This window comes from Candidatus Tisiphia endosymbiont of Ditula angustiorana (assembly GCF_964026425.1).
Taxonomy (GTDB): Bacteria; Pseudomonadota; Alphaproteobacteria; order Rickettsiales; family Rickettsiaceae; genus Tisiphia.
Genome location: NZ_OZ032143.1, coordinates 993159 through 1017263, shown reverse-complemented (window position 1 = coordinate 1017263; position 24105 = coordinate 993159). Strand labels below are relative to the sequence as shown.

The 24105-nt window shown below is 32.6% G+C and carries 25 protein-coding genes, 1 tRNA gene and 1 pseudogene; 14 read left to right on the top strand and 13 right to left on the bottom strand.

Annotated elements, in window-relative coordinates; genetic code table 11:
* Nucleotides 1–86: 86 nt before the first annotated feature.
* Entirely contained in the window at nucleotides 87–461 is a 375-nt protein-coding gene (locus tag AAGD29_RS04725; RefSeq protein ID WP_341758706.1) for a hypothetical protein, read from the bottom strand.
* Nucleotides 452–1903 (bottom strand): IS4 family transposase, encoded by a 1452-nt coding sequence (locus AAGD29_RS04720; RefSeq protein WP_341757292.1) that lies wholly within the window; start codon nucleotides 1901–1903, stop codon nucleotides 452–454. The genes AAGD29_RS04725 and AAGD29_RS04720 overlap by 10 nt, the downstream gene beginning before the upstream one ends.
* Before the next feature lie 76 nt (nucleotides 1904–1979).
* Here AAGD29_RS04720 and AAGD29_RS04715 point away from each other — a divergent pair, with 76 nt between their 5' ends.
* Nucleotides 1980–2180 carry a hypothetical protein gene (locus AAGD29_RS04715; RefSeq protein WP_341757316.1) on the top strand — a complete coding sequence of 67 codons (201 nt, stop codon included), beginning with the start codon at nucleotides 1980–1982 and terminating at the stop codon, nucleotides 2178–2180.
* 11 nt (nucleotides 2181–2191) lie between these two features.
* On the opposite strand, the gene AAGD29_RS04710 is transcribed toward AAGD29_RS04715, so the two are convergent.
* Both AAGD29_RS04710 and AAGD29_RS04700 read right to left on the bottom strand, forming a co-directional pair.
* On the bottom strand, nucleotides 2192–5053 hold the full coding sequence (locus AAGD29_RS04710; protein ID WP_341758705.1) for an N-6 DNA methylase: 2862 nt from the start codon (nucleotides 5051–5053) through the stop codon (nucleotides 2192–2194).
* Between the two features lie 240 nt (nucleotides 5054–5293).
* Complete coding sequence (locus tag AAGD29_RS04700; RefSeq protein WP_410521141.1) at nucleotides 5294–5689, bottom strand: transposase; 396 nt, start codon at nucleotides 5687–5689, stop codon at nucleotides 5294–5296.
* 438 nt (nucleotides 5690–6127) lie between these two features.
* Here AAGD29_RS04700 and ltrA point away from each other — a divergent pair, with 438 nt between their 5' ends.
* From ltrA to AAGD29_RS04675, 5 genes are all read left to right on the top strand, one after another.
* On the top strand, nucleotides 6128–7372 hold the full coding sequence (ltrA, locus tag AAGD29_RS04695; RefSeq protein WP_341757463.1) for a group II intron reverse transcriptase/maturase: 1245 nt from the start codon (nucleotides 6128–6130) through the stop codon (nucleotides 7370–7372).
* Nucleotides 7373–7492: 120 nt separating this feature from the next.
* Nucleotides 7493–8944 (top strand): IS4 family transposase, encoded by a 1452-nt coding sequence (locus tag AAGD29_RS04690; RefSeq protein WP_341757292.1) that lies wholly within the window; start codon nucleotides 7493–7495, stop codon nucleotides 8942–8944.
* The gene (locus AAGD29_RS04685; RefSeq protein WP_341757316.1) at nucleotides 8937–9137 is read left to right on the top strand and encodes a hypothetical protein; all 201 of its coding nucleotides are present in this window, start codon (nucleotides 8937–8939) and stop codon (nucleotides 9135–9137) included. Before AAGD29_RS04690 ends, AAGD29_RS04685 begins: the two co-directional genes overlap by 8 nt.
* A 110-nt stretch (nucleotides 9138–9247) precedes the next feature.
* A complete protein-coding gene (locus tag AAGD29_RS04680) occupies nucleotides 9248–9628 on the top strand; it encodes a transposase (protein ID WP_341757976.1) in 381 nt (126 codons plus the stop codon).
* A gap of 20 nt (nucleotides 9629–9648) precedes the next feature.
* Nucleotides 9649–10020, top strand: a complete 372-nt coding sequence (locus AAGD29_RS04675; protein ID WP_341758704.1) for a transposase — start codon at nucleotides 9649–9651, stop codon at nucleotides 10018–10020.
* A 48-nt stretch (nucleotides 10021–10068) separates the two neighbouring features.
* On the opposite strand, the gene AAGD29_RS04670 is transcribed toward AAGD29_RS04675, so the two are convergent.
* The gene (locus AAGD29_RS04670) at nucleotides 10069–10590 is read right to left on the bottom strand and encodes a transposase (protein WP_341758703.1); all 522 of its coding nucleotides are present in this window, start codon (nucleotides 10588–10590) and stop codon (nucleotides 10069–10071) included.
* A gap of 34 nt (nucleotides 10591–10624) precedes the next feature.
* Nucleotides 10625–10900, bottom strand: a complete 276-nt coding sequence (locus AAGD29_RS04665; protein ID WP_341757290.1) for a hypothetical protein — start codon at nucleotides 10898–10900, stop codon at nucleotides 10625–10627.
* Nucleotides 10901–11559: 659 nt separating this feature from the next.
* Between AAGD29_RS04665 and AAGD29_RS04660 the strand changes: the two are divergent.
* A pseudogene (locus AAGD29_RS04660) lies at nucleotides 11560–12558 on the top strand (reverse transcriptase domain-containing protein); the annotation flags it as partial.
* 231 nt (nucleotides 12559–12789) lie between these two features.
* Complete coding sequence (locus AAGD29_RS04655) at nucleotides 12790–13404, top strand: group II intron maturase-specific domain-containing protein (RefSeq protein ID WP_341757326.1); 615 nt, start codon at nucleotides 12790–12792, stop codon at nucleotides 13402–13404.
* A 53-nt stretch (nucleotides 13405–13457) separates the two neighbouring features.
* On the opposite strand, the gene AAGD29_RS04650 is transcribed toward AAGD29_RS04655, so the two are convergent.
* On the bottom strand, nucleotides 13458–13709 hold the full coding sequence (locus AAGD29_RS04650; protein ID WP_341757287.1) for a hypothetical protein: 252 nt from the start codon (nucleotides 13707–13709) through the stop codon (nucleotides 13458–13460).
* Nucleotides 13710–13865: 156 nt separating this feature from the next.
* Nucleotides 13866–14153: a hypothetical protein gene (locus AAGD29_RS04645; protein ID WP_341758702.1), complete on the bottom strand. Its 288-nt coding sequence runs from the start codon at nucleotides 14151–14153 to the stop codon at nucleotides 13866–13868.
* Between the two features lie 73 nt (nucleotides 14154–14226).
* Between AAGD29_RS04645 and AAGD29_RS04640 the strand changes: the two genes are divergently transcribed.
* From AAGD29_RS04640 to AAGD29_RS04630, 3 genes are all read left to right on the top strand, one after another.
* On the top strand, nucleotides 14227–14565 hold the full coding sequence (locus AAGD29_RS04640) for a group II intron maturase-specific domain-containing protein (RefSeq protein WP_341758753.1): 339 nt from the start codon (nucleotides 14227–14229) through the stop codon (nucleotides 14563–14565).
* A 170-nt stretch (nucleotides 14566–14735) separates the two neighbouring features.
* Nucleotides 14736–14858, top strand: a complete 123-nt coding sequence (locus AAGD29_RS04635; protein WP_410521182.1) for a DDE-type integrase/transposase/recombinase — start codon at nucleotides 14736–14738, stop codon at nucleotides 14856–14858.
* 167 nt (nucleotides 14859–15025) lie between these two features.
* Nucleotides 15026–15116, top strand: a tRNA-Ser gene (locus AAGD29_RS04630).
* On the opposite strand, the gene AAGD29_RS04625 is transcribed toward AAGD29_RS04630, so the two are convergent.
* On the bottom strand, nucleotides 15078–16616 hold the full coding sequence (locus tag AAGD29_RS04625; RefSeq protein WP_341758701.1) for a recombinase family protein: 1539 nt from the start codon (nucleotides 16614–16616) through the stop codon (nucleotides 15078–15080). The genes AAGD29_RS04630 and AAGD29_RS04625 overlap by 39 nt on opposite strands.
* Nucleotides 16617–16941: 325 nt before the next feature.
* Nucleotides 16942–17166 (bottom strand): hypothetical protein, encoded by a 225-nt coding sequence (locus AAGD29_RS04620; protein ID WP_341758700.1) that lies wholly within the window; start codon nucleotides 17164–17166, stop codon nucleotides 16942–16944.
* Between the two features lie 127 nt (nucleotides 17167–17293).
* On the opposite strand from AAGD29_RS04620, the gene AAGD29_RS04615 reads away from it, so the two are divergent.
* Nucleotides 17294–18184 carry an IS982 family transposase gene (locus AAGD29_RS04615; RefSeq protein ID WP_341757373.1) on the top strand — a complete coding sequence of 297 codons (891 nt, stop codon included), beginning with the start codon at nucleotides 17294–17296 and terminating at the stop codon, nucleotides 18182–18184.
* A gap of 220 nt (nucleotides 18185–18404) precedes the next feature.
* Here AAGD29_RS04615 and AAGD29_RS04610 read toward each other — a convergent pair whose 3' ends face one another.
* Nucleotides 18405–19157, bottom strand: coding sequence for an IS5 family transposase (locus AAGD29_RS04610; RefSeq protein ID WP_341758699.1), 753 nt, complete (start codon nucleotides 19155–19157; stop codon nucleotides 18405–18407).
* 230 nt (nucleotides 19158–19387) lie between these two features.
* Here AAGD29_RS04610 and AAGD29_RS10275 point away from each other — a divergent pair, with 230 nt between their 5' ends.
* Nucleotides 19388–21841 (top strand): DUF5410 family protein, encoded by a 2454-nt coding sequence (locus tag AAGD29_RS10275; RefSeq protein WP_410521181.1) that lies wholly within the window; start codon nucleotides 19388–19390, stop codon nucleotides 21839–21841.
* 491 nt (nucleotides 21842–22332) lie between these two features.
* Nucleotides 22333–22506: a hypothetical protein gene (locus AAGD29_RS04595; protein ID WP_341758698.1), complete on the top strand. Its 174-nt coding sequence runs from the start codon at nucleotides 22333–22335 to the stop codon at nucleotides 22504–22506.
* Between the two features lie 28 nt (nucleotides 22507–22534).
* On the opposite strand, the gene AAGD29_RS04590 is transcribed toward AAGD29_RS04595, so the two are convergent.
* Nucleotides 22535–23298, bottom strand: a protein-coding gene (locus AAGD29_RS04590; RefSeq protein WP_341757317.1) for an IS5 family transposase whose coding sequence is annotated in 2 segments (ribosomal slippage) — nucleotides 22535–22963 and nucleotides 22966–23298 — 762 coding nt in all. Because the reading frame shifts where the segments join, the coding sequence is not laid out codon by codon here.
* Between the two features lie 110 nt (nucleotides 23299–23408).
* Nucleotides 23409–24074, bottom strand: coding sequence for a transposase (locus AAGD29_RS04585; RefSeq protein ID WP_341758697.1), 666 nt, complete (start codon nucleotides 24072–24074; stop codon nucleotides 23409–23411).
* Nucleotides 24075–24105 lie beyond the last annotated feature (31 nt).

Here is a 24105-nt window from a genome sequence, read left to right as displayed (position 1 = left end):
TGTCAACAAGGGATAAAAAAATATGCGTAGATTCTATATTTTTCTTTGAAACGTAGACATTTTAGCACAGTTTATTAACTGATTTATCAATTCTGTAAGTAGAATTTGAAAAATAAAAATTGTAAAATTGCTAGATGTATAGCATAGATATATAAAGCATTATTGCTTATAATCCGCAAATTTATAGCAATTTTTTGCTCAAAATTTCTTGCAACCATAAATATATATTGCAAAACTCCAAATATAACTACTATAAGTACATAGATATACGACAAGGAAAAAACAGCAATGGTATGCAATACAGTCAAAATCATAGATATTGCAAGGGCAAGCCTAAGATTACCTAGATCATGTTTAGCTATATAGCCAAGTAACATGATAGCTAAACCTATCGTACCATAATCAACCAAGAACCAAGTGCAGAACCAAAGAGTCCCAAGTAAGCTTACTATTACCCACAAATATTAGAGTTAGCTAATTGATAACCTTGAACTAGATCAAATAACCGTTGCCATCCTCTCCACAATACAATAGGACCAGGCTCTAGATCATTTTTTCTTGCTAAATACCCACCCAATTTAGCAACCCATATTATAGCATTTTTTATTGTAGGAATTGTATTATTAGGGGGAGCTGCTTTGTGTATCTTTACATACAAAACTCGCCATTCTTCTTCAGCTAATATTACACTACATGGTAGATTAGGATTAGTTCTGCCAATTAAAGTAATAAAAAAAATTCTCCAAGCAATTATGCTCATGATTGTCAAGTATTTTATTAATCTTTCTCCTGTTGCAAGTCTACATTGTTCAACCCTAAATCCAGATTTTAAAATTTTATGAAAAATTTCAATTCTCCATCTTAAACAATACCATCTTACTTTCTCTATAGCTTCTTCAAAATTATTGATAACTATATTGGTTAGTAACATCCATTCTAATGGTGTTGTTCCACTAGGGGGACGACGCTCAATAACATTGATGGCATATACTGGTAAATTTGGCAATGTTTCTGTTTTATGTCTTACATTGTTTACAGGAGGATTCATTATAAATTTTCCAAATCTAACTTCCAAATGTCTAATCCTATTAGCTTTATTTTCTTGACTAGTATCTTTAACTGCTATTTCTCCAGCACACTGGAAACCCGATACTACCTTCCACAAATATTGTCTATCTTTTTTGGAATATTTTGACTTTTTATTTATTTCTCTATCCTGTGCAGCTCTAACTAAAACTTTAGATTTCTGAGCTTGTGCCAATTCAAAAAAATCATATATATCAGCTTCTCTATCACAAACAGTTATAATTTGGGTATTACTATTATTCGTTGCATTAATAGTGTTCTGTAATGCATTAAGCCACTTCATACTTTCTTTATCTTTAATATGTACCGCATTACCATGACTAGTTTTTTTTAACTGTTGTATTTCTTCAGGCACTGCTGGTCTATTGTGAATCTTTTGATCCAACAACCCAAGTGCTAATCCATTGGTAGCAACCGCAAAGGCAGTATGCATTATCAGACCTTTACATTCAATATTTTTAACATTCTTTCCCTCTTTTCTTGATAACACACCCAATCCAGTAGTTTTTTTATGACTAGTATATGTGATATAACTAGTATCTTGTATAACAAGAACTTTATCATGCTCTTTGATTCTTTCTACTGCTTTAGCAATATGGGCTTCTAATATTTTTGATTCCTTAACATTATCGTTTTTAAAAAAACGATATGCTGCTTTTGTTTCTGCCCAATTTCCACATGCTTGATTAATTGAGCTTTCAGGTATATTTGCAAAATTATCAGCTATCTTTATTAACCTATTTGTCAGCCTTTTATCACCCAAAATAGCTCCACTAAATTCCTCGGTCAAATAATTATTTATTATTTCTTGACTCATACTATACCTCTACAATGTAATATTTTAATTGCAAATCAGTATATTATTTTTACTTCTTTTTCACCATTGTTATTTTGTGGGTAATAGTAAGGCTTTATACATGGCGGTATTGGCGGGGAAGAATGGTGTCAAGAATGGTTTTCAATATTTAAAAGCTTTATATGATAGGCTTGTTAACAATTTTAAACCTAAAAAGGTTGCTATAGTTGCATGCATGCGTAAACTACTTGAAGTGTGCCATAAACTTATTCAACAAAAACGTTGTTTTGTTATTTAGATAAATATTTTTTATTTTTTTGAAAATTTAGATAAAAGATAATTGCTGTTAACTGGTACAATTCTGACTTTCTCTAATCCTTTTCTCGATATGTGTTGCATTGTGTTTTCAATATACAAACTTGTAAAATCTTTAATTGTTGCCCAATTAATATCTTTACTATTCCAGTATTCTCTAATGCGTTTTGAAGGTGTTGAGCCACTTATAATATCTTCACATACCTCTCCTAATTTCACTAATTTCCACTTACTTTCAATTTTTACATTATCCCTTTTGTTTAGATTGAGTGACTTATCAAATTTTTTCAAATCAAACGACATTAACTGCGAAAGACGAACATAATGTATATGTTCTTTCAGTGGATGATCATCAGAAATTTGAATTTCTGCAATTTTTTGTTCAATTCTACTATCTTTTTTATAGTTCCTTAAAATATAGCTATTTAACTTGTTCGGGTCTTCAAGACCTTCGAATTCAGGATTATAGAGTTTTGAATTTAAGTTACCTTCTTCATCTTTATAGATATAAATTCCCTCACTTCCACGCCGATTTGAAAATTCATATCCATAAAATTCTTTTTCAATATTTTTTTCACCGCTATCAGCTAAAACAACTTTTTGAGAATAAGTTGTGAAAAAATAAATCAGTTTCTGTTTTTCTAGTTCAATAATCTCATTGTAAGAAAGAGAATTGTACTCTTTAGTTAATACATTTTCTTGTTCATTCTTTGTTGATTTATTTTGTAAAATACTTACATAATCTTCAAAAGTTAAATCTTCATAAACATTTCTTACATAAGTTGAAAAAGCGTTGTGAACTCCACCATAAATTACATCATTAAAATTGGTAAAAAATCTGTTTACGATATGTTTTATTTGAATCAATTCAGAGTGTTGGCGTTTTTCTAAAAATAAGATGATTGTTTTTGTTCCTGTTGCCATGAACGCACCAGAACCAGTGGAAACAATCGCCTTAGTATAGAAATTATCTAAAATAAATTCTCTTGCTTTTTCGTAAATACCACCATTTGTTAATATTGAAATTGGCAAAACAATACCTGCAACAGCACCATCTTTCATTAGCTGTTTTGTTCTTTCAAGAAATAAACATTCAATTTCTGATGATTTATCTGTTAAAGAATTAAATAATTCAAAAGTATCTTTTCCGTTCTTTACAGTATTTTTAAATCCACTTACTGAATAAGGTGGATTTGCTACAATTATATCAAAAACATTATTTTCTTTCCCTTTTTCTTTTTTGTAAAGTTTCCCTTTGTATTTATCGTTATCAAAAGGAGCTAGTCCATCAGCACAAATTACATTAGCATCTCCATCACCATTTAAAAAGGAGCTGACCTTAGAAATTTTTACGAGACGGTAGTCTTTTTCTATTGCATAAACATAATTTTTTGCCCATTTTAGATTTTTACTTTGACTATTAAAGTTATTAATCGCATTTCTGCCAGCTTTAATATCAGCGTCTTTTATTTGATTTACATAGATATCTATCTCATCCATTATTTCCGTTATAAAGTGTCCAGAGCCAGAGGCGTAGTCTAGGACATAAGGCAAGAAATCTATATCACTCTCTATTTTTTTATCTATTATTTGTTTAATAGGTAGAGATTTACAAACAAATCTTGTCAGAGGTATTGGTGTAAAAAATTGCCCAGATTCTTGCTTAAAGCCAGTATTAAGTAATAATTCAAAGAAATCTCCTAGATATTGATGTTCTTTTGAATATTTTATCTTGAACTTTTGTAGTAGTTTTACAACTTCCTTAACAATCTCAGCATTATCTATAAAAGTATCTTCGTCATATACGTCTTTAAATGCAAATTCTTGATAGCTTCTGTAATATCTCAGCTTATAAAAAGTCTTTCTTAATTCTGCATTTTGAGTATGTTCAATCACTGCCTCAAATTCTGCACTACTAACATATGGAACAATAATGTTGATATAATTACTTAATCCTTTCTTAAAAAGATTATTCAATCGATCAAATAAACTTTCAAAATTATCATTTACTTTAAATTGGAAATCTAAATCTATGTTTAAATCTATTGATTTAGTATCTTCATCTTGTATTTTGCAAATGAAAAGATTTAAAATTTTATTAAAAGCATTAGACTTATCCGAGACAATATGCCTCCTTAAAATTTCTGCAAATTGATGAAAAATTGTTTGACCATCAGCAAACTCTAAATCATCTAAATCACCATATGTAAGACCAATATTTTTGAACTCATAGCAATTTATACTATTTTCAAAAATCCCTTTCTTATTAAATGTCTTATCCCAAGAGTTAAAAATCTCAATATCATTCTCACCATTTAGACTGCTTGTATCTATTATTTCATTTGTATAAACAATTTTATCTCCCGCTAACTTAGAAGCATAAAGACAAAGAGCTTTTGCTTTTCTATCTTGCCTAAAATAACTTAAAAGTTGTCCACCGTCCCTAAACATTTTATTCTTTTCTTTATTAAAACTTGCACCCCAGTTTTTACATTCTATAATGAAGAGTGAGTTACCTTCTGCGTTCTTAACAAGAATATCAACAAAACCTTTGCCGGTATGTCCTAAGTTCCAGCTTTTTTCTAATTCAATTGAATTTGGGCTATACCCCTTTTCAAGCAATCTACAAACGCATTCCAAGATTACCAAATTTTCGGATTGAGAGAAATTAGTTGTTGTATTTCTGTGAAGTTTTATTTTTGTTTTATAGTCGATAATTGATTTTTCTATTCTTTCAGAATCTAAAGTTACAGCAATTTCATAGGTTTTAAAAAATTTAGAAAAAGAGTTTTGTGTTCCGTTTTTAAAAACAAAACCTAAACTATCTAGCCATTTCTTAACAAATTCAATATTCATAGAACCAAGCAAAAAATTCTTTTAATGTAGTTATTAATGAATACATATACTCTATTACTAACTTGACTATTATCTTTTTATTTATTAGATATCTTTCGAAACTCTACTTCTGCTGGTAATTTGTGCGTCGATTCGGTACTCGAATCCTCACGTATATTTAGTACGCTGCGATTCTGCGAGCGAAAATGCCTATAAATCTACTCATTACGTAGAAATGTTCACAGAACCTAGGGTGTGTCATCAATTGAGCCAAATTACCATGGAAGCCATATAAACAGCACCCAAAAAGTTCTGAGATGTTTTGTCAAATCGTGTTGCAATAGCTCTATATTGCTTCAATTTTGCAAAAAAGTTCTCAATCAAATGCCTAGCTTTATATAGGTCCTTATCATACTTAGCTGGATTCACACGATTCTTCTTTGGGGGAATCACAGCTATACATCCCTTATCTTTCAGCTTATCTCGCATACGTACATCGGCATCATAAGCCTTATCAGCAAGTACAGCATCCGCTTTCGTCAATTCATTCATCAAAACATCAGATCCTTGCAAATCATGAGCTTGAGTGTGCCAAGAATCAATAACTTCATCGTAGTAAGTTATTGAATGCTTAGTAATAGATGGTGGTAGGTCCACCGAGATCGGCTAGCACGAGCAGATCTCAAACGACCCCACGGTGCTGTTTCTTTCAAGGAGATGGTGTTGAGCGGATGGGGAAAAGGCGATGTAGATCGTCACGTATGATTCAAGGAGACGAGCGTAAGCGAACCAATCGATGAGGTGTCGAAATCTGAGTAAATACTGTCAAAACTAGGGAATCTCAAGCATCGCTAGGATAAGGACTAATCGGTAATGTGTGTTTTGGATTAGTGACAGTCGATATAGAGATGGCGTGAACTTGAATTAGGCTATTACTTAGAACTTGGGAACCATTCCTATTCTCTTTTCTTCCATGGGAGTGGGGTGGATAAAGTTGTAGTAGCGATGAAGGTTTGGAAACAAACTGGAGCAAAGGGCTTTACTTTTGGAGTGATAGAAGATCAAACAACCAATTAGGTAGGAAATGATACTTATATGACTAAACATTATGATGTAAGCAAGGATGAAGTAATGAATGCTTGGAAGAGTGTTCGAAAAAGCGGAGGAGCATGTGGCTTTGATGGCATCACTATAGAAGATGTTGAAGGAGATTTGGATAATCAACTCTATAAGATATGGAATAGGATGTCAGCAGGAAGCTATATGGCTAAATCTGTGCTTTTAGTGAATATCCCTAAAGCTAAGGGGGGATATCGCCAACTTGGGATACCTACTGTTTGTGATCGCATAGCACAAGTAGTTGTTAAGAATAGACTAGAATCAATACTAGAAGACAAATTTTGCCAAAACTCGTATGCTTACAGACCCGGTAAAAGTGCAATAGATGCTGTGACGGTATGTAGAGAGAGGTGTTTTGTGCATGAGTGGTTGGTAGAGATTGATATTAAAGGATTCTTTGACAATATAGATCATGATATATTACTGGATATGCTTTTAAAACATACTGATGACAAAGTTATTGTATTATATGCGAAAAGGTTCTTGAAAGCGACAGGAATAGAGAGTGGCAGGAATATAGAAATAGCAAGGGAAAAAGGCACTCCGCAGGGTGGGGTAGTCAGTCCGATACTTGCTAATTTGTATTTACATGAAGCTTTTGATAATTGGATGCAAGAGATACATAGCAATATAAAGTATGAGAGATATGCCGATGATATTGTGGTTCATTGTTGCAGTGAGAAGCAAGCATATTTTATTAAAGAGAAAGTTCAAGCAAGGCTAAAGCAATATAAGCTAGAGCTGAACCTAGAAAAGACCAAGATAGTATACACAGGAATTAAAAACGATCATGATCATAGGAAGCATAATTTACCACGTAAATTTAGCTTTTTGGGGTATGATTTTAAGCCAAGAATATGGCACGGTAAACTTGTATATACGCCTGGAATTGGCACAGGAGCTATGAAAATGATTAAAGATAAAATAAAGAAGACGTGGCAACTTAAGGTAAGTGTGAGTGGTAGCTTAGAAGATATAGCGGAAAGGGTGAATCCGGTTATTCGAGGATGGATAAACTATTATGGTCATTATAGGAGATCGGATTTATACAAACTAGAATACGTGATAAATAACTATCTAGTGCGATTTATTAAGAAGAAGTACGAGAGTTATGCAACATGGAATAAGGCTTGGAAACACTTAGGCAAACTAAAAGCAGAATCAGCTCACACATTTTGTCATTGGTACATGATAAGTGAATCCAAAGGAAGAGCCGTATAACGCGAGAGTGTTACGTACGGTTCTGTGAGCTTACTATTACCCACAAAATAACAATGGTGAAAAAGAAGTAAAAATAATATACTGATTTGCAATTAAAATATTACATTGTAAAGGTATAGTATGAGTCAAGAAATAATAAATAATTATTTGACCGAGGAATTTAGTGGAGCTATTTTGGGTGATAAAAGGCTGACAAATAGGTTAATAAAGATAGCTGATAATTTTGCAAATATACCTGAAAGCTCAATTAATCAAGCATGTGGAAATTGGGCAGAAACAAAAGCAGCATATCGTTTTTTTAAAAACGATAATGTTAAGGAATCAAAAATATTAGAAGCCCATATTGCTAAAGCAGTAGAAAGAATCAAAGAGCATGATAAAGTTCTTGTTATACAAGATACTAGTTATATCACATATACTAGTCATAAAAAAACTACTGGATTGGGTGTGTTATCAAGAAAAGAGGGAAAGAATGTTAAAAATATTGAATGTAAAGGTCTGATAATGCATACTGCCTTTGCGGTTGCTACCAATGGATTAGCACTTGGGTTGTTGGATCAAAAGATTCACAATAGACCAGCAGTGCCTGAAGAAATACAACAGTTAAAAAAAACTAGTCATGGTAATGCGGTACATATTAAAGATAAAGAAAGTATGAAGTGGCTTAATGCATTACAGAACACTATTAATGCAACGAATAATAGTAATACCCAAATTATAACTGTTTGTGATAGAGAAGCTGATATATATGATTTTTTTGAATTGGCACAAGCTCAGAAATCTAAAGTTTTAGTTAGAGCTGCACAGGATAGAGAAATAAATAAAAAGTCAAAATATTCCAAAAAAGATAGACAATATTTGTGGAAGGTAGTATCGGGTTTCCAGTGTGCTGGAGAAATAGCAGTTAAAGATACTAGTCAAGAAAATAAAGCTAATAGGATTAGACATTTGGAAGTTAGATTTGGAAAATTTATAATGAATCCTCCTGTAAACAATGTAAGACATAAAACAGAAACATTGCCAAATTTACCAGTATATGCCATCAATGTTATTGAGCGTCGTCCCCCTAGTGGAACAACACCATTAGAATGGATGTTACTAACCAATATAGTTATCAATAATTTTGAAGAAGCTATAGAGAAAGTAAGATGGTATTGTTTAAGATGGAGAATTGAAATTTTTCATAAAATTTTAAAATCTGGATTTAGGGTTGAACAATGTAGACTTGCAACAGGAGAAAGATTAATAAAATACTTGACAATCATGAGCATAATTGCTTGGAGAATTTTTTTTATTACTTTAATTGGCAGAACTAATCCTAATCTACCATGTAGTGTAATATTAGCTGAAGAAGAATGGCGAGTTTTGTATGTAAAGATACACAAAGCAGCTCCCCCTAATAATACAATTCCTACAATAAAAAATGCTATAATATGGGTTGCTAAATTGGGTGGGTATTTAGCAAGAAAAAATGATCTAGAGCCTGGTCCTATTGTATTGTGGAGAGGATGGCAACGGTTATTTGATCTAGTTCAAGGTTATCAATTAGCTAACTCTAATATTTGTGGGTAATAGTAAGGCTTTATACATGGCGGTATTGGCGGGGAAGAATGGTGTCAAGAATGGTTTTCAATATTTAAAAGCTTTATATGATAGGCTTGTTAACAATTTTAAACCTAAAAAGGTTGCTATAGTTGCATGCATGCGTAAACTACTTGAAGTGTGCCATAAACTTATTCAACAAAAACGTTGTTTTGTTATTTAGATAAATATTTTTTATTTTTTTGAAAATTTAGATAAAAGATAATTGCTGTTAACAAAGGTATAGGAAAGAAAGTAAGAATAGGGTAGAATGGTCTTAAAAAGGAGATATATATGGATCAACGATTATATCCTATTAAGGCTGATTTTTTCCGTAAAGAAATAGAGCCAATTATAGAGAAGAACTATATTTGGAAGGGTCGACCTGTTCAAATAAGTCATTACAGAGTATTTTGTGCAATAATGTATGTGCTGAGAACTGGCGTACCATGGAGAGATTTACCAAAATGTTATGGTTGCTGGCATACTATCTATCAACGTTTTAAACGAGGTAGTGAAAGAGGAATATGGTGGAAGATATTAATGCTTCTACAGTGTAGCAAGAAGATAATGATTAATATAGTTATCTCAGATAGCAGTATATTCAAGCTGCACCGACATGGCGGCGGCTTAAAAGGGGGAGTCAAACCAAGGGGAAGAGCAAGGGAGGAATGAGTACGAAGCTGCACCTTACGATGACAGTACAAGGGCATATAGTAGAAGGATTTCTGACAGGAGGGAATAGCAATGATATTGCTGTGGCAGAAGAGTTAAGTGCAGGAATTGTAGGGTGCTGTGTTATTCAAGATCGTGGATATGATAGTAATAAAAATCGTCAGAATCTTGTTTCACAAAATAATATACCGGTAATTCCCGGAAGAAAGAATAGGAAGATAGAGATTATATATGACAAGGAAAAATATAAGTTAAGAGGAGCAATAGAAAGATTTTTTGGTAAGATTAAAGAAAACAGGAGTCTTGGACTTCGTTATGAAAAAGATGATCTTTCCTTCCTGTCTTTTATTGCTTTTGCTGCTATTAAAATAAATCTTCGAAACCTTTGTTAACAGCAATTATCTTTTATCTAAATTTTCAAAAAAATAAAAAATATTTATCTAAATAACAAAACAACGTTTTTGTTGAATAAGTTTATGGCACACTTCAAGTAGTTTACGCATGCATGCAACTATAGCAACCTTTTTAGGTTTAAAATTGTTAACAAGCCTATCATATAAAGCTTTTAAATATTGAAAACCATTCTTGACACCATTCTTCCCCGCCAATACCGCCATGTATAAAGCATCTCGTGGTATTTTCCTGCCACCTCTAATAAATCTTCGTCCTTGCTTATTACCACTATCACGAGCATAAGGAGCTATTCCCACAATTGCTGACAATTCGTTACTACTATAATTTTTATTTCCTAATTCAGGTAAAAAACTAATTAGTTTTTTACCTACGCATTTACCAATACCAGGCACACTCTCTAATATTTTTACCTTCTCTTTCAACTCTTCTGATTCGTCTATTACCTCATTTAATTTTTTATCAAGCTCAGCTATTTCATTCTGTAAAAATTTAATGAGTTTTTCTATACTCTCTTTATCAATGCCATCAATATACTCGATGAAAATCAATAATTGCGTTGTCGTTGTCCAAGACCTGCGGTACTCACGTACTAATGTACGCTGTGCTCCTCGGCTTGGACACTCCTAGCACTTGTTGATTTTGATCTTCGTCTACCAACTCTTCATTTACGAGCAGTATACTATGATGTAGCCTCTTCTTTTCATTGCTAAGAATTAATACTAAATCTTCTCGCCTTTGCTGATATCTCTTCAAAGTCTCTGATTCAACTTGATATAAATAATTAGCTGTAAGTTGCATCTTATCGCCATAATATGCTAATTTAAATGCGTCCTTCTTATCAGTTTTACACAAATTCACCGATTTACTAAATGAATTAAAACTATAGGTATTGACCTTATGTATCTGTTGCTTATGGGCGATGTGAGGTTATATATATGATTGTTTAACTATGAAAATTGATTAAACCTGTTGTTCTACCAACAGTAGCCTACTGGTACATGCATTGAAGTAATTCTTTGTTTGAAGCTACCAGGACAATGTACTCGGCTTTTAAAGAGAATCTAAGCTGTGAGGTAAAGATTAAACTGCAAGCATCATGTGGTTAGAGGCTAGGCTTAGATGGTATGGTTAACATATGTGAACTACTGATAAATGTCGTTACAGTCGTAAGGAGCTAAAGATGCTGATAAGCTCTGTCCAAAAGGATAAGTGATCTGGTTATTGTGCTATAGGCTCACGATACGTAGACTTTATGATCACCGGCAGAAAGGTAGAACCTAACCTATCTATGTCATATATATAGAACACAGTAAGCCTGTATTTCTTCCCGGACTGGGAAAGTAAGCCGTAAGGTAAACTGATAGGGATGCAGGTAGAGGAGAGACGGAGAAAGCGAAGGCTGTTTTGTAATGAGGCAGATAAGGGTTGTAACATTATCCTACGCGAAAGCGGGCAGACTTCCGTTATGGTCTCTTATTACGAGAGAATTTGATGAAACTTTTAAAGGAGAAAAGCAAATGGTGGTTACAAATCAAATTGTAGCTAGTGCATCTACTGACAGCAATGTGAGTTGGCACAGTATTAACTGGAGTCGATGTAACAGAGTTATTAGAAGTCATCAGATGCGTATCGTAAAAGCAATACAGGAAGGTAGATGGGGTAAAGTTAAAGCTTTACAACGACTATTAACCCATTCTTTTAGCGGCAAAGCTCTTGCAGTTAGAAGAGTGACTGAGAATCGAGGAAAAAGAACTGCGGGTGTAGATCAAGAAATTTGGCATACACCTGATCTTAAATCTCAGGCAATAATAAACTTGAGGCAACATGGTTATAATCCATCCCCTCTTAGAAGGATTTATATACCAAAGGTGAATGGTAAGAGACCACTTGGTATACCTACTATGAAAGATAGAGCTATGCAAGCTCTTTATAAGCTAGCATTAGAACCAGTTGCAGAAACAACAGCAGATAGACATTCGTATGGGTTTAGAGCAGAAAGATCAGCTGCAGATGCCATAGAACAGTGTTATATAGTCCTTTCTAGGAAATGCGCTGCTCAATGGATACTGGAAGCTGATATTGAAGGATGTTATGATAACATTAGTCATCAATGGCTTCTAGATAATATTCCAATGGATAAAACCATATTAAGAAAATGGCTAAAAGCTGGATATATGGAAGCTGGTAATATCTACCCTACTGAATCTGGCACTCCGCAAGGTGGCATCGCTTCAGCATTACTTGCGAATATGACTCTAAGTGGATTGGGTAAGTTACTAGCTGAAAAGTTTCCGATGAAAATATCCTCAAGAAAACCGGCTCATAAGATCAACTATATTATCTATGCTGATGATTTTATTATCACAGGTCGATCCAAGGAACAATTAGAGAATCTTGTTTTACCTATTGTAGAGCAATTTTTACAAGAGCGAGGATTGAAGCTATCTAGTACTAAAACCAAAATTACTCATATTGATCAAGGTTTTGATTTCTTAGGACAGAATGTACGGAAATATACTCGATGAAAATCAACAATTGCGTTGTTGTTGTCCAAGACCTGCGGTGCTCACGTACTAATGTACGCTGTGCTCCTCGGCTTGGACACTCCTAGCACTTGTTGATTTTGATCTTCGTCTACCAACTCTTCATTTACGAGCAGTATATAATGGCAAGTTTCTTATCAAGCCATCTAAAAACAACTTACAAAACGTCATAAGAAAGATAAGGAAAATTGCTAAGATAATAAGATGATCAAACAAGTTTTATTGATAACTATGCTCAACCCTATTATCAGGGGTTGGACTTTATATCATAGACATATAGTTGCTAAAGAGAGTTTCAGTAAATTAAGGCACGAGATATTTAAGATTGTATGGCGATGGTCTAAACGTCGGCATCCAAATAAGAGTAGTAACTGGGTTAAGAATAAGTATTTTAAGTTTATAAGAGGTGATGCTTGGAGATTTGCTTGTATAGCTGACAAGCCAAAATTAGGGGAAGAACCAATTATTTATAAGCTTATTGACCCAGCTAAACTACCTATTAAGCGACATGTAAAGATTTTGTCCGAAGCTAATCCATATGATAAGCAATGGGATGATTATTTTGAAAAAAGATTAAAACATAAAATGTATGAATCTTTATCAGATAACAGAAAATTATTAAGTCTATGGAATAAGCAAAAAGGTAAGTGTCCGAATTGCACGCAAATCATCACATTAGAAACAGATTGGGATATACATCATGTTATCCCAAAATCAAAAGGTGGTGATAATAGGAGCTCAAATTTGATGATGCTACACATCAATTGCCATAAACAGATCCATAATCGGAGATTCAATGTTGAAGCTGGTTCTAAATAAATTGGGCTTTAAGAGGCTTGAGCCGTATGATGCGAAAGTATCCTGTACGGTTCTTAGGGGATGGGAGAAAGGTAACTTTCTTTCATTACCCGACTATTATACAATTCTTGGCAAATCTCTGCTTCATAACCTCCAGTAGGCTCACATACTATTATCTTAATTTCTTGCTCTTTTATTAATTTTATCAGTTCTTCATGCCCTAACTTATCATTGGAAAAACGATTATATATCGGTTTATTGTTAGACTCATATAAACATATATCTAACCATTTTTTACTTACATCTAGACCTATTATTTTACTCATGATATAATCTCCTTCGTCTTATTGTGCAAGGCTGCTGCTTCCAGCACCTTCTGCAATTTGTTCAAGGTAAACAACTAAGAGGGTACTTATTCTGTTCACGACTATTTCAGTCCAGTGTCTATCAAGTCACCCTCTTACAATTACTTATATCACATTTTAAAGATATAAGTGTCTAGGTGTTAATTCAATAAACCGATTATAACTTAAGGCTTTAGGGAAATCATCCTTATATAGATGTTCCATATAAATTTTGTAGAAAAATTTAAAGTTCTTGGCATAAGATGTATGATACATAATTATTATGGTTAACATCTCACTTAAACTCATACTACAAGGACGATTCCTCTGCTTATTTGATGGTAATAATTTTCTTTTTTCATATTCAAGATAAATTTTACAAAAATCATCTATGAAACTGTATAATTCTGTGATATCTTTTTTCATGCCTGTGTTTATTTATTTCTTTTCAAATAAACTATTTAGCACAGGCTTAAAATCCTTGTAACCCCTATTATATATCAACTATTCTCTCTTACCTTATCCCGAATTAACGTTAAAAGGAATATTCGGCAGACATGTATCGCAACCAGTTGATAGAATAACAGACCTTATCAACCCGATATTACGAGGCTGGATAAATTACTTTAGGATTGGTAACTCTAGCCGTTGTTTTGGATATGTAAAGGACTGGGTAGAGAAGAAAGTGAGACGCCATTTAATGAAATCACGTGGATTGAAAGGCTTCGGCTGGGAAAGGTGGAGTAAGAGGGATTTGTATGAGAAGATTGGATTGTATAACGACTACCAAATACGACACTACAGACCTTTGAAAGCAATAACAGAAGATAGGCCATAGGCAATGATAAGAAGTTATCAGGAAAGCGTAATACGGGAAAACTGTACATTACGTTTGACGAGGCGGGTGATGGAAACGGGGATAATAAAATCCACCGGGCCATGGCTCGACCCTACCTGAGGAGAACCCTAATTGAGTGATTGGTTAGGTCTACTCACAAGTTAATAGATATGCGAGTAAGGAAAGCCAAAAAGCCAGTGGGTAACAGTTGGAGAATGGACGAAACTTATATTAAAGTAAACGGTAAATGGGTATATTTTTACAGAGCAGTTGATTCATTGGTAACACTATAGATTTTTTACGAAGGAAATACCGAGATAAAGCAACGGTCAAAGCATTTTTTCGTATATTTTGAAAGTCGAATTGTATACTTATACCTGTTGAACTTATATAAAATAATTATAGAAATATAAACGATTCAATGCTATAAGTGACTCATAATATAATCATATTATGACTTGGAGAGGTGGCCGAGAGGCTGAAGGCGACGGTTTGCTAAACCGTTATACGGGTTAACCGTATCGAGGGTTCGAATCCCTCTCTCTCCGCCATTCGGTACAAGTGTTTGTTTTTTCAAAAATATCGAACGGGAAACGTAGGGAGGTCTCAAGTTTTTTGCCCCTTAGTTTGAGGTTCTGAAATACGAAATTTATCATTTTGCGTTTTTGGGGCATTTCAGAACCTTTAAAAGTTTCATAGGCTTCAGATGCTAGAGTTATTAGCGTTGTAGCGGTATCAGTAAATTTATCGTCTGCTTCCTCATAAACTTTAATTAAACGAGCAATTTCATATTGGCGATCTTTTAATTGTTGTTTTTTTCTTTGAAATTCTTCTGTACTAAGTTCTCCATTGAGTCGCAAATCTATTAATGAATTTAATCTATTCTCATTTTCGGTATGCTCTTTCTTTAAAGCAGCTGTTGCTTGCCCATGCTCATCTTTCTTTAGCTCATTAGTGTTTTTTAAATAGGCTAGAGTCTCTTTTAGCATTTCTGGGTCTTTTCTTATACCTATTCTTTTAAAAACCTCTTCTACCTGCTTTAAAACCTCATCTTCTCTTACATAAATCTTTTTGTTTGGATTCTTTGGATCCCATGTACCTAAATAAGTCCATTCGTCCACTTTGCCATCTGAATATGTTTTGCTGTGAGTTTCAGCTGTTACAACTTTACCAGTTACTGCACAGGTGATTAATCCTCTAAAAAGAAAATCCTTACCACCATATTTAAAAGGCTTCTTCTTCCACCCTAAACGTACATCTTTACATGCCATAAAAGTCTCTTTTGTTATAATTGCTTGGTAACCATGTGACCACATCTCTCCTTTTACTCTCATTTCACCGTAATAAAATGGTTGTTGGATCATTCGATGCACTACTGTTTTATTGACGTAGCAATTGTTTTTGCTTCTAAGACCAAGCTCCTTAGCTTTTTCAGTCAAATAATTAAGAGTATACATTCCTGTTGCATATTCTTCAAAGAGTTTTTTTATGATAGAACCTCTTACAGGATCGAGAATTACTATACTGTTTCCTCTTTCATCTCGACTATTTAGGTAACCAAGAGGGGCTGGTCCTATCCACTCTCCTTTACGCAATTTATGATCTAGGCTTCTTTTAACGTTATCACTTAAACTATCAACGTAAGATTGTGCCATCAATACGTTCATTCCCCACATTAGCTTTGCATGAGACTGAGAATCTTTATCTATTATGTAACCTTCTGTTCTAAAATGTAATTCTATCTTACCAGCTTTTATTGGTTCTTCTAGTAATGAAATTTCTGAGATTCTTCTTTGTACTCGATCTACTTTATCAGCAACTATAGCAATTGTTTCTCTATGGCTTTTAGCAAATTTGATCATCTCTTTAAATTGTTTGCGATCACCTCTGCTGGAAGATTCGATAATTTCAAAAGTTTCGATAACTTCAAGATTTTTACGTTGGCAATATTCTACTAATCTATATTTTTGAGCTTCAATTGAATACCCTTCTTCTTGCTCCCTTGTTGAAACACGAACTAAAATTATTGATTTTGTTGCTTTGTCTGTCATATTTTTTCCTTTGATAATAGTAATAATAAATTAGAGTTTAAATTAATAAGTATTATGCATTCAGAGATAGAGCAAATACTGGACAAGTCAAGTTGAGTTTGCATTAAATTATCCAAGTAACCCCAGTATTAGAGCCAAGTGTAACATTTTTTCAGCATTAATAATTTTTGGTTATTGTAAAAATAATTGTTTTAACTCGTAGCAGGAGTAACTTTATCAAGTGCTTTATCATAGATACCCCTAATTTAGCTATTTTAAGGCTATTACACGGCTTTTTAGTATCATTATGGTTAGAGCCTAGTTTTTGAATTATTACGCTCTAAGTCTAAATATGGGCTTCTTTAAAATCACATTTCATCTTACTTTGCTCAGTCCTTTGCTTTTTCATCTTATAATCGATAATCTCCTGACAAAAACCTATTAAGTTTCTAGCTGCTGCGTGAAGTTCTTGGTCTGTAAGTTTATCTTTAGACATAATTGTTAGTTTGCTAACAATTGCTGTGTAAATTTCTTCAGACGAACGTTTATCTCTGTCTATTTCTTTTATCATCTGCTGTATATAAGCATTTTACGTCAGTTTGGGATAAGATATAGATGAAATAGTAATAGATAAAAGGATTGTCAAAAAGGAGTGCCTGCAGTATTTATATTTTTAAACAAAAAAACAAACTACAGGCATGAAAAAAGATATCACAGAATTATATAGTTTTATAGATGATTTTTGTAAAATTTATTTGGAGTATGAACAGAGAAAGTTATTACCATCAAATAAGCAGAGAAATCGCTGTTGTAGCATGAGTTTAAGTGAAATGTTAACAATAATAATTATGTTTCATACATCCTATGCTAAGAATTTTAAATTTTTCTATAAAAGTTATATAGAGTGCATGCATAAGGATGATTTCCCTAAAGCCTTGAGTTATAATAGATTTGTTGAATTAATGGCACGATTATTCATACCGCTAAATATGTTGATTCATTTGTTGTTTGGTGAGGAAACAGGTATTTATTTTATTGACTCTACAACGATTAAAGCTTGTCACAATAAAAGGCGTTATAGCAATAAAGTTTTTAAAGGATTAGCCAAACATAGTAAATCCTCTATGGGGTATTTTTATGGTTTTAAATTACATGTAATAATCAATAATAAAGGGGAGTTTATGGCATTAAAAGTGACCAAAGGCAATGTAGATGATAGGATTCCAGTACCGGAGTTAACAAAAAGATTAACTGGAATTATAGCAGCTGATAAAGGTTATATTAAGCAAAATTTGTTCTTAAATTTATATGAAAGAGGCTTAAAAATGATTCATGGAATTAAGAAGAATATGGAAAATAAATTAATGGATTTGAAAGAAAAAATCTTACTTCGAAAGCGTAACTTAATTGAAACAGTTTTTGATTATCTAAAAAATAAAATGAACCTTGAACATACTAGACATAGATCACCAATAAATGCCTTTGTCCATATATTATCTACTCTTGTTGCTTATTCATTAAAGAAAAATAAACCTTCAACAAAATTTGATTTTAATCTACATGTTCTCAATATCCTTATCCCGAATTGACGTTATTTGGAAGAAGGGAGCGTGCGGAAGATACGTTTTTCGCTTAAAAAACTCTTTTGGTAGTAAGTTTCTATCAAGAGATGATAAATGAAATGTTTGAAATTGGTAAACCTATTTCTATTGCTTTTGCTAACCTTCTATTTTGGGGTTTGGGGCGGTTTATTCTGATTTCTATTTACGCAACAAAGCCGTTATTGCCTAGGTTCTGTTGACAAAAATTTTAACGTAACCATATTAAAGTTCCAACGAAATTTAGAAAAGCTAAAAAAGTGGCTGGAGCTTTATCAAATCTAGAAAATATACGCCTAAAATGTTTGATTTTACCAAATAAGCACTCAATTAAATGTCGTTCCTTATAAGTATGTTTATCATATTCACGTTGTACTTTACGGTTAGATTTTGGTGGTATAACAATCTCACACCCCTTATTTTCTAAACTTTCTACAAATGCACTACTATCGTATCCTTTATCGGCTATCACAGTCGTATTCTGAACATCTTGAGTAAGATTTCCCGCTTGAGTTATATCATTTCTTTGCCCAGCAGTTAGTATAAACTTTAATGGATTACCAAGGGCATCAACAAGGGCATGAATTTTAGTACTAAAACCACCTCTACTTCTACCTAAAGCCCCTTCTTCTTGATTACCTTTGATATATCCAGATGAGCAAGCATGTGCTCTCACAATAGTTGCATCAATCATAATTGATTCCATATCTGCATCTACTTTAACATAATCCATTAAATCCTCCCATATACCTTTGTCAACCCATCTCTTAAATCTGCGATAAATACTGTACCAACAACCATAATAATCAGGTAGAAGACGCCATTGGCAACCTGTTCTAACAATAAACCATATTGCTTCAATAAACTGTCTCATTTTTTCTTCATTCTTGTTGTGTATACCATTTCTTTCCTTAAAAAATGATAAAATTACTTCCCATGCTTGTTCTTCTATGTAATACTTCATATTGGTAGTTCCTTTTTTTGATAACTAAAAACTACCATTTCTTCTTACTATGGCAACTTTTTATTCCTCTTTCCTAACTATAATTTTTGTCAACAGAACCTAGTTTAAAATGCACAAACGACGAGTTTATGAAAAAATTACACTTTATCAACAAACCTGGGATCTTATAAAATATGCAATCAAAGAGCTTTTGTAGTGGCGACATACGCAAGAATAAAAAAATTAAGAAAATGCTACAATCATTTTTTATAGAAGAAAATAATCCTATATATAAAAATATCAAAACATTTAATCAACCAATAGATAATAAATTATCAGAGGAAATTCAAAAAGATCTAAATAGACAATTGAATCTTTTCATTCATGATAAAAATGTAGTTGATAGTATGAAAACGCAAATAACAACAACTCCATTATTAACCTCACACTTATGTAAATATCTACAAGATACATATGGATTATCGTTAGGACAAGCTAATTATATTGTAATTTCCAGCACCCAATCTAGGATAGGAGGATGTTATCCAAGTAATATAATTAGTAACATCAATCCTAATATACAATTGTTACTCAATAGACAATGTCTTTTATCTCAAATCATTATAGATGATGAAGAGAATGTTAAATATATAGGAGGTCAAGTAATATTATTTGATATTATGCAAGAAACAGCATCAGAATTATTAAGAGAAGGGGTTGGTATCGAAAATCACTTGATGATTCAAAGTAAAGATCAAATAATTTTATATATTTTAGTTGATTTAGGTAAGTTAGGTCAAAATTTCACTACACATCCTAAAGTTTACATTCAGCTAGCCGGTAAAGGTACGTACGGAGATAAGTTTTTAGCAAAACTTAATAAAGTTAAGATTAAATGTCAAGAATGTAAAAATATTACGTATGAAGATATTATAATGTCTTATCAAACATTTTCAGAAGGTACTCTATATAATAATGATAAACGTGTACAAAGATACAACTCTTTAGCAGAGTCGGATATATGGTATGAAGTAGAGTTACATACAGATAATAATAAAAATACAGATACTGGTTACTCTGTATTAACAGACACTAAAAGTGAAACTAAATTAAGTAACAATAAATGTATGCAAAGTAATACGTTATTACCAAGCCAGGAATATTTTGATAATAATGTAAGGTCTGAGAATAACTCGAATACAGAAATAGAGCCAGAGGGTAGGACAGCAAATATAAATTATAGTACACGGAACTTGTTAACTTTTTTCAATAAACTAATACCACCAACCAAGAGCAAGAAATCTCTAGATAATGGACAATCTAATTTTTATATAGATATAGACACGAATAATGATCAAGTACAAGTATCATCAGATGAGTTTAATAAAATTAAGCAACTATTTTTAATAGTCAAAAAAATAGTAAGTTGTACGGCTACAAGTTATGATATCAAGCAATTACAAGAAATTTTTATTACTAATAATTATAATAATATAATTAGAGATGAGTTTATTAGCAATTTAGATAAAAGCTTAGGTAATAATCAATTACATAAATTAAATATCTTAATAATGCAAACAATGAATGAGTTATTACCTAAAGAAGATACAGAGTGTCTATTAAGACGTAGTGAGGATAGTATTTGGCACAAATTGTTATTATTAGAAGCAAAACGTTGTGGTATGACAATAAAATTACCAGATAGTATTAACGATGAGTTAACTATACCTGAGGTTCCTAAAGAGATATTTGAACTTTATAATATATTAAAAGATACATTTTATAATCAAGGTAATCGTAAATCTCATAAAGCTTTAGAACAGAGAGTAGCTGAGAGTATACATTGGCTTTTTATCAATCCATTAATCATGGAAAACGAAAGTTTCGAGCAAATGGATTCAGGTTTACAAAAAAAATTACTTGAATTTCCTGGAACATATACTGAATTATTGAGGAATTTTAAAATTATTAATATCACAGATAGGAGCTTTGGATTATTAATGACCGAAACAATAGACTTCTTTCGAAACTCTGCTTCTGCTGATGATTTGTACGTCGATCCGGTACTTGAATCCTCACGTACATTCAAGTATGCTGCGGCTCAAGGTGAAGTGGCTCCTCCAAATCCCTCAGCACAAGCGAGTTTCGAAAGAAGTCTAATAACTCAAGCAACTAATGATATTATGGAAATGTTTAGACCAATTTTAATAGATATACTTATAAAAAAGATTGAAAAAACAATAAACCTACAATCAAAAAAAATGAAAGATAAAAATGCAATTACTGAAGTTATACGAGCCTATGTGGACATGAAAGAGACAGAATGTGTATTAGAAAATACACAATTAATAATTGATGACACAATATATTTTCTAAACATTATTGATTCTGGAGATTGCTCACTGATTTTATCAAAATTACTATCATTGAATACTCCTTATATAAGTAATAATAATTCAAGTGCAAGCATAGCAAATCAAAATGATTTAGTAATAAAACAAGATTTAAGTAAACAAGCAGGGGATAATAGTTATGTTATAAAACAACATTCATCACAACAATACTTTCACAAAATCAAAACAATATATATTACATCATTTTGTGAAAAAGAGGATTCATCCTTAGCAGATAATAATCATTATCAAGATCAGGGGTATATAAATTTACTAGGAACATCTTGGTTAACAGGTGAGGTTTACATTTAATCTTAATAAAGAATATGACAAAAATGTTAAAAAGATATGTCGTAAATTAGGTGTAAAAGTTAGAATTTGAACGCGAGTTTAGGATAAGAACAAAGCAGAATTGGCAGAAGCAACTAATTTGTGTGATTTATAGACCTTGTTACAAACCCGAATTCTAGATTAAGAAAGAGGTATCAAGGTAAGTATTTACAAGGGATAGAAGATACTCTATATAAGTTTCTATCAAAAAAAACAAGAGTATCCCCATGAAGAAAGATATTACCGCATTATTTTGTTTTGTCGATGATTTTTGTAAAATTGCTGATCAGTGGATTAGTTGCAGTAGTTGACATTTGATCTTACATTTAATAAAAATAAAGTATTAAAAATACAGATAAAAAAATGGAAGGTTACAATGAACTTAAATCAAAAAAGAGGGTGTCAGAAAGTTTGTGTAAGTTATAAAAATAGTTAAGAATAAAATTAATTAAAACAACTTACATGAGGATAATATGAAAAATAAGAGCAAAGTATCAAATCCAACTATAGAAAAAGTGGTGTCAGAAATACTATCACAAAGTGATCCATCTGAGATATTGGGCAAAGAAGGGATATTTCAGGAAATTAAAAAGCAGATAGTAAATAAGATTTTAGAGAAAGAAATGGAATCTCATATAGGTGAGTGAGGTGGTCCAATTTGTCTAGGGTGTGTCATCAATTGAGCCAAATTACCATGGAAGCCATATAAACAGCACCCAAAAAGTTCTGAGATGTTTTGTCATATCGTGTTGCAATAGCTCTATATTGCTTCAATTTTGCAAAAAAGTTCTCAATCAAATGCCTAGCTTTATATAGGTCCTTATCATACTTAGCTGGATTCACACGATTCTTCTTTGGGGGAATCACAGCTATACATCCCTTATCTTTCAGCTTATCTCGCATACGTACATCGGCATCATAAGCCTTATCAGCAAGTACAGCATCCGCTTTCGTCAATTCATTCATCAAAACATCAGATCCTTGCAAATCATGAGCTTGACCCGGGGTAAGATGGAATCCCGTTGGATTCCCTAGAGCATCACATGTGGCATGGATTTTAGTACTCAGCCCCCCTTTACCTCGTCCAATTGCTTGGTCATCATCTAACTCTTTTTTTTAGCACCGGCACTATGTTGATGAGCCCTAACAATGGTTGAATCAATCATGGCATACTCGTTATCAGCATCTTCAGCCAGCATCTCAAAAACCTTTTTCCACACACCTGTCTTGCTCCACCTTGAATGACGTAGGTGAATCACTCGAAAATCTCCAAAACGTTCAGGTAGGTCTCTCCAAGGTATACCAGCCCTATATCGATACAAGACTGCTTCTACAAATAGGCGATTATCCTTGGCTGTTACACCAACAGACTCTTCCCTTCCAGGTAGCTTATCTTTAATCCGATCCCATTGATCGTCACGTAGAGCATATCGACGCATAGAGAAAATTTATCCTTAATTTTTTCTCTATTACACAACAAATAAACGCTCCTGTCAACTTAATTGATGACACACCCTAGACTAAAAATTGGAAATTTAGAGATATAATTTTAGCCAATAATTTTTGTTAAATACACCTGTTCTAGAGTTAAATTGTAAAAGTAAAGATGGACTGTTGAAAAAGTCATTAAGGTTACAAATATTGTAATATTTTTTATATTTAGTAGCAAAAGATAAAAGAACCAAAAAATAATTTTAAGTATCCGTTTAAAATTTTGTACTATCGCAATCATGAATATTTGAATCTGTGTTTTTTGTACGCCTCTGAATTGTGTTCTTCGTAAACCATGATTCTCTTTAGCCTCAGCAAAAATTCCTTCTATTTTCCACTTTCTCTCAATTAGTTTTTGCTTAAAATCAATTCTATTCTGTCTAGCTTTGACCTCATCTATTTCATCCTGATAAGGATTACGATAAATAAATCTTGCTCTATTACTATAATTATCAGCAATACAACTTGGTTTTAGTGGACAATTTTTACAATGCCCTCCTGTAATAGGATAACATATTATTTGCATCTTGAAAAATAATACAGAATCAATTGATGGACGTCCGTAATTAGCACAATAACACTTTTTAGTTATTTCATAGATAGAAGAAAGGTCTAATTCTTTACTCTCATGAATTCTCACTAATAAATGATCATCAGGTATCATGCACCTTAAGCTAACGCTATCACATCTCACACCTTCTTGATCAGATTTATAACCTTGCATCTTTACACCTTCATTTAAGCATAAAAATACA

What these genes read in the sequence shown, in the direction of transcription:
- AAGD29_RS04585 (WP_341758697.1), bottom strand. Translation starts at nt 24,074, where the DNA reads ATGCAAGGTTATAAATCTGATCAAGAAGGTGTGAGATGTGATAGCGTT.
- AAGD29_RS04620 (WP_341758700.1), bottom strand. Translation starts at nt 17,166, where the DNA reads ATGATAAAAGAAATAGACAGAGATAAACGTTCGTCTGAAGAAATTTAC.
- AAGD29_RS04655 (WP_341757326.1), top strand. Translation starts at nt 12,790, where the DNA reads ATGATCAAACAAGTTTTATTGATAACTATGCTCAACCCTATTATCAGG.
- AAGD29_RS04635 (WP_410521182.1), top strand. Translation starts at nt 14,736, where the DNA reads ATGCGAGTAAGGAAAGCCAAAAAGCCAGTGGGTAACAGTTGGAGAATG.
- AAGD29_RS04710 (WP_341758705.1), bottom strand. Translation starts at nt 5,053, where the DNA reads ATGAATATTGAATTTGTTAAGAAATGGCTAGATAGTTTAGGTTTTGTT.
- AAGD29_RS04690 (WP_341757292.1), top strand. Translation starts at nt 7,493, where the DNA reads ATGAGTCAAGAAATAATAAATAATTATTTGACCGAGGAATTTAGTGGA.
- AAGD29_RS04595 (WP_341758698.1), top strand. Translation starts at nt 22,333, where the DNA reads ATGAAAAATAAGAGCAAAGTATCAAATCCAACTATAGAAAAAGTGGTG.
- AAGD29_RS04675 (WP_341758704.1), top strand. Translation starts at nt 9,649, where the DNA reads ATGACAGTACAAGGGCATATAGTAGAAGGATTTCTGACAGGAGGGAAT.
- AAGD29_RS04615 (WP_341757373.1), top strand. Translation starts at nt 17,294, where the DNA reads ATGAAAAAAGATATCACAGAATTATATAGTTTTATAGATGATTTTTGT.
- AAGD29_RS04650 (WP_341757287.1), bottom strand. Translation starts at nt 13,709, where the DNA reads ATGAGTAAAATAATAGGTCTAGATGTAAGTAAAAAATGGTTAGATATA.
- AAGD29_RS04610 (WP_341758699.1), bottom strand. Translation starts at nt 19,157, where the DNA reads ATGAAGTATTACATAGAAGAACAAGCATGGGAAGTAATTTTATCATTT.
- AAGD29_RS04645 (WP_341758702.1), bottom strand. Translation starts at nt 14,153, where the DNA reads ATGAAAAAAGATATCACAGAATTATACAGTTTCATAGATGATTTTTGT.
- AAGD29_RS10275 (WP_410521181.1), top strand. Translation starts at nt 19,388, where the DNA reads ATGCTACAATCATTTTTTATAGAAGAAAATAATCCTATATATAAAAAT.
- AAGD29_RS04625 (WP_341758701.1), bottom strand. Translation starts at nt 16,616, where the DNA reads ATGACAGACAAAGCAACAAAATCAATAATTTTAGTTCGTGTTTCAACA.
- ltrA (WP_341757463.1), top strand. Translation starts at nt 6,128, where the DNA reads ATGACTAAACATTATGATGTAAGCAAGGATGAAGTAATGAATGCTTGG.
- AAGD29_RS04720 (WP_341757292.1), bottom strand. Translation starts at nt 1,903, where the DNA reads ATGAGTCAAGAAATAATAAATAATTATTTGACCGAGGAATTTAGTGGA.
- AAGD29_RS04680 (WP_341757976.1), top strand. Translation starts at nt 9,248, where the DNA reads ATGGATCAACGATTATATCCTATTAAGGCTGATTTTTTCCGTAAAGAA.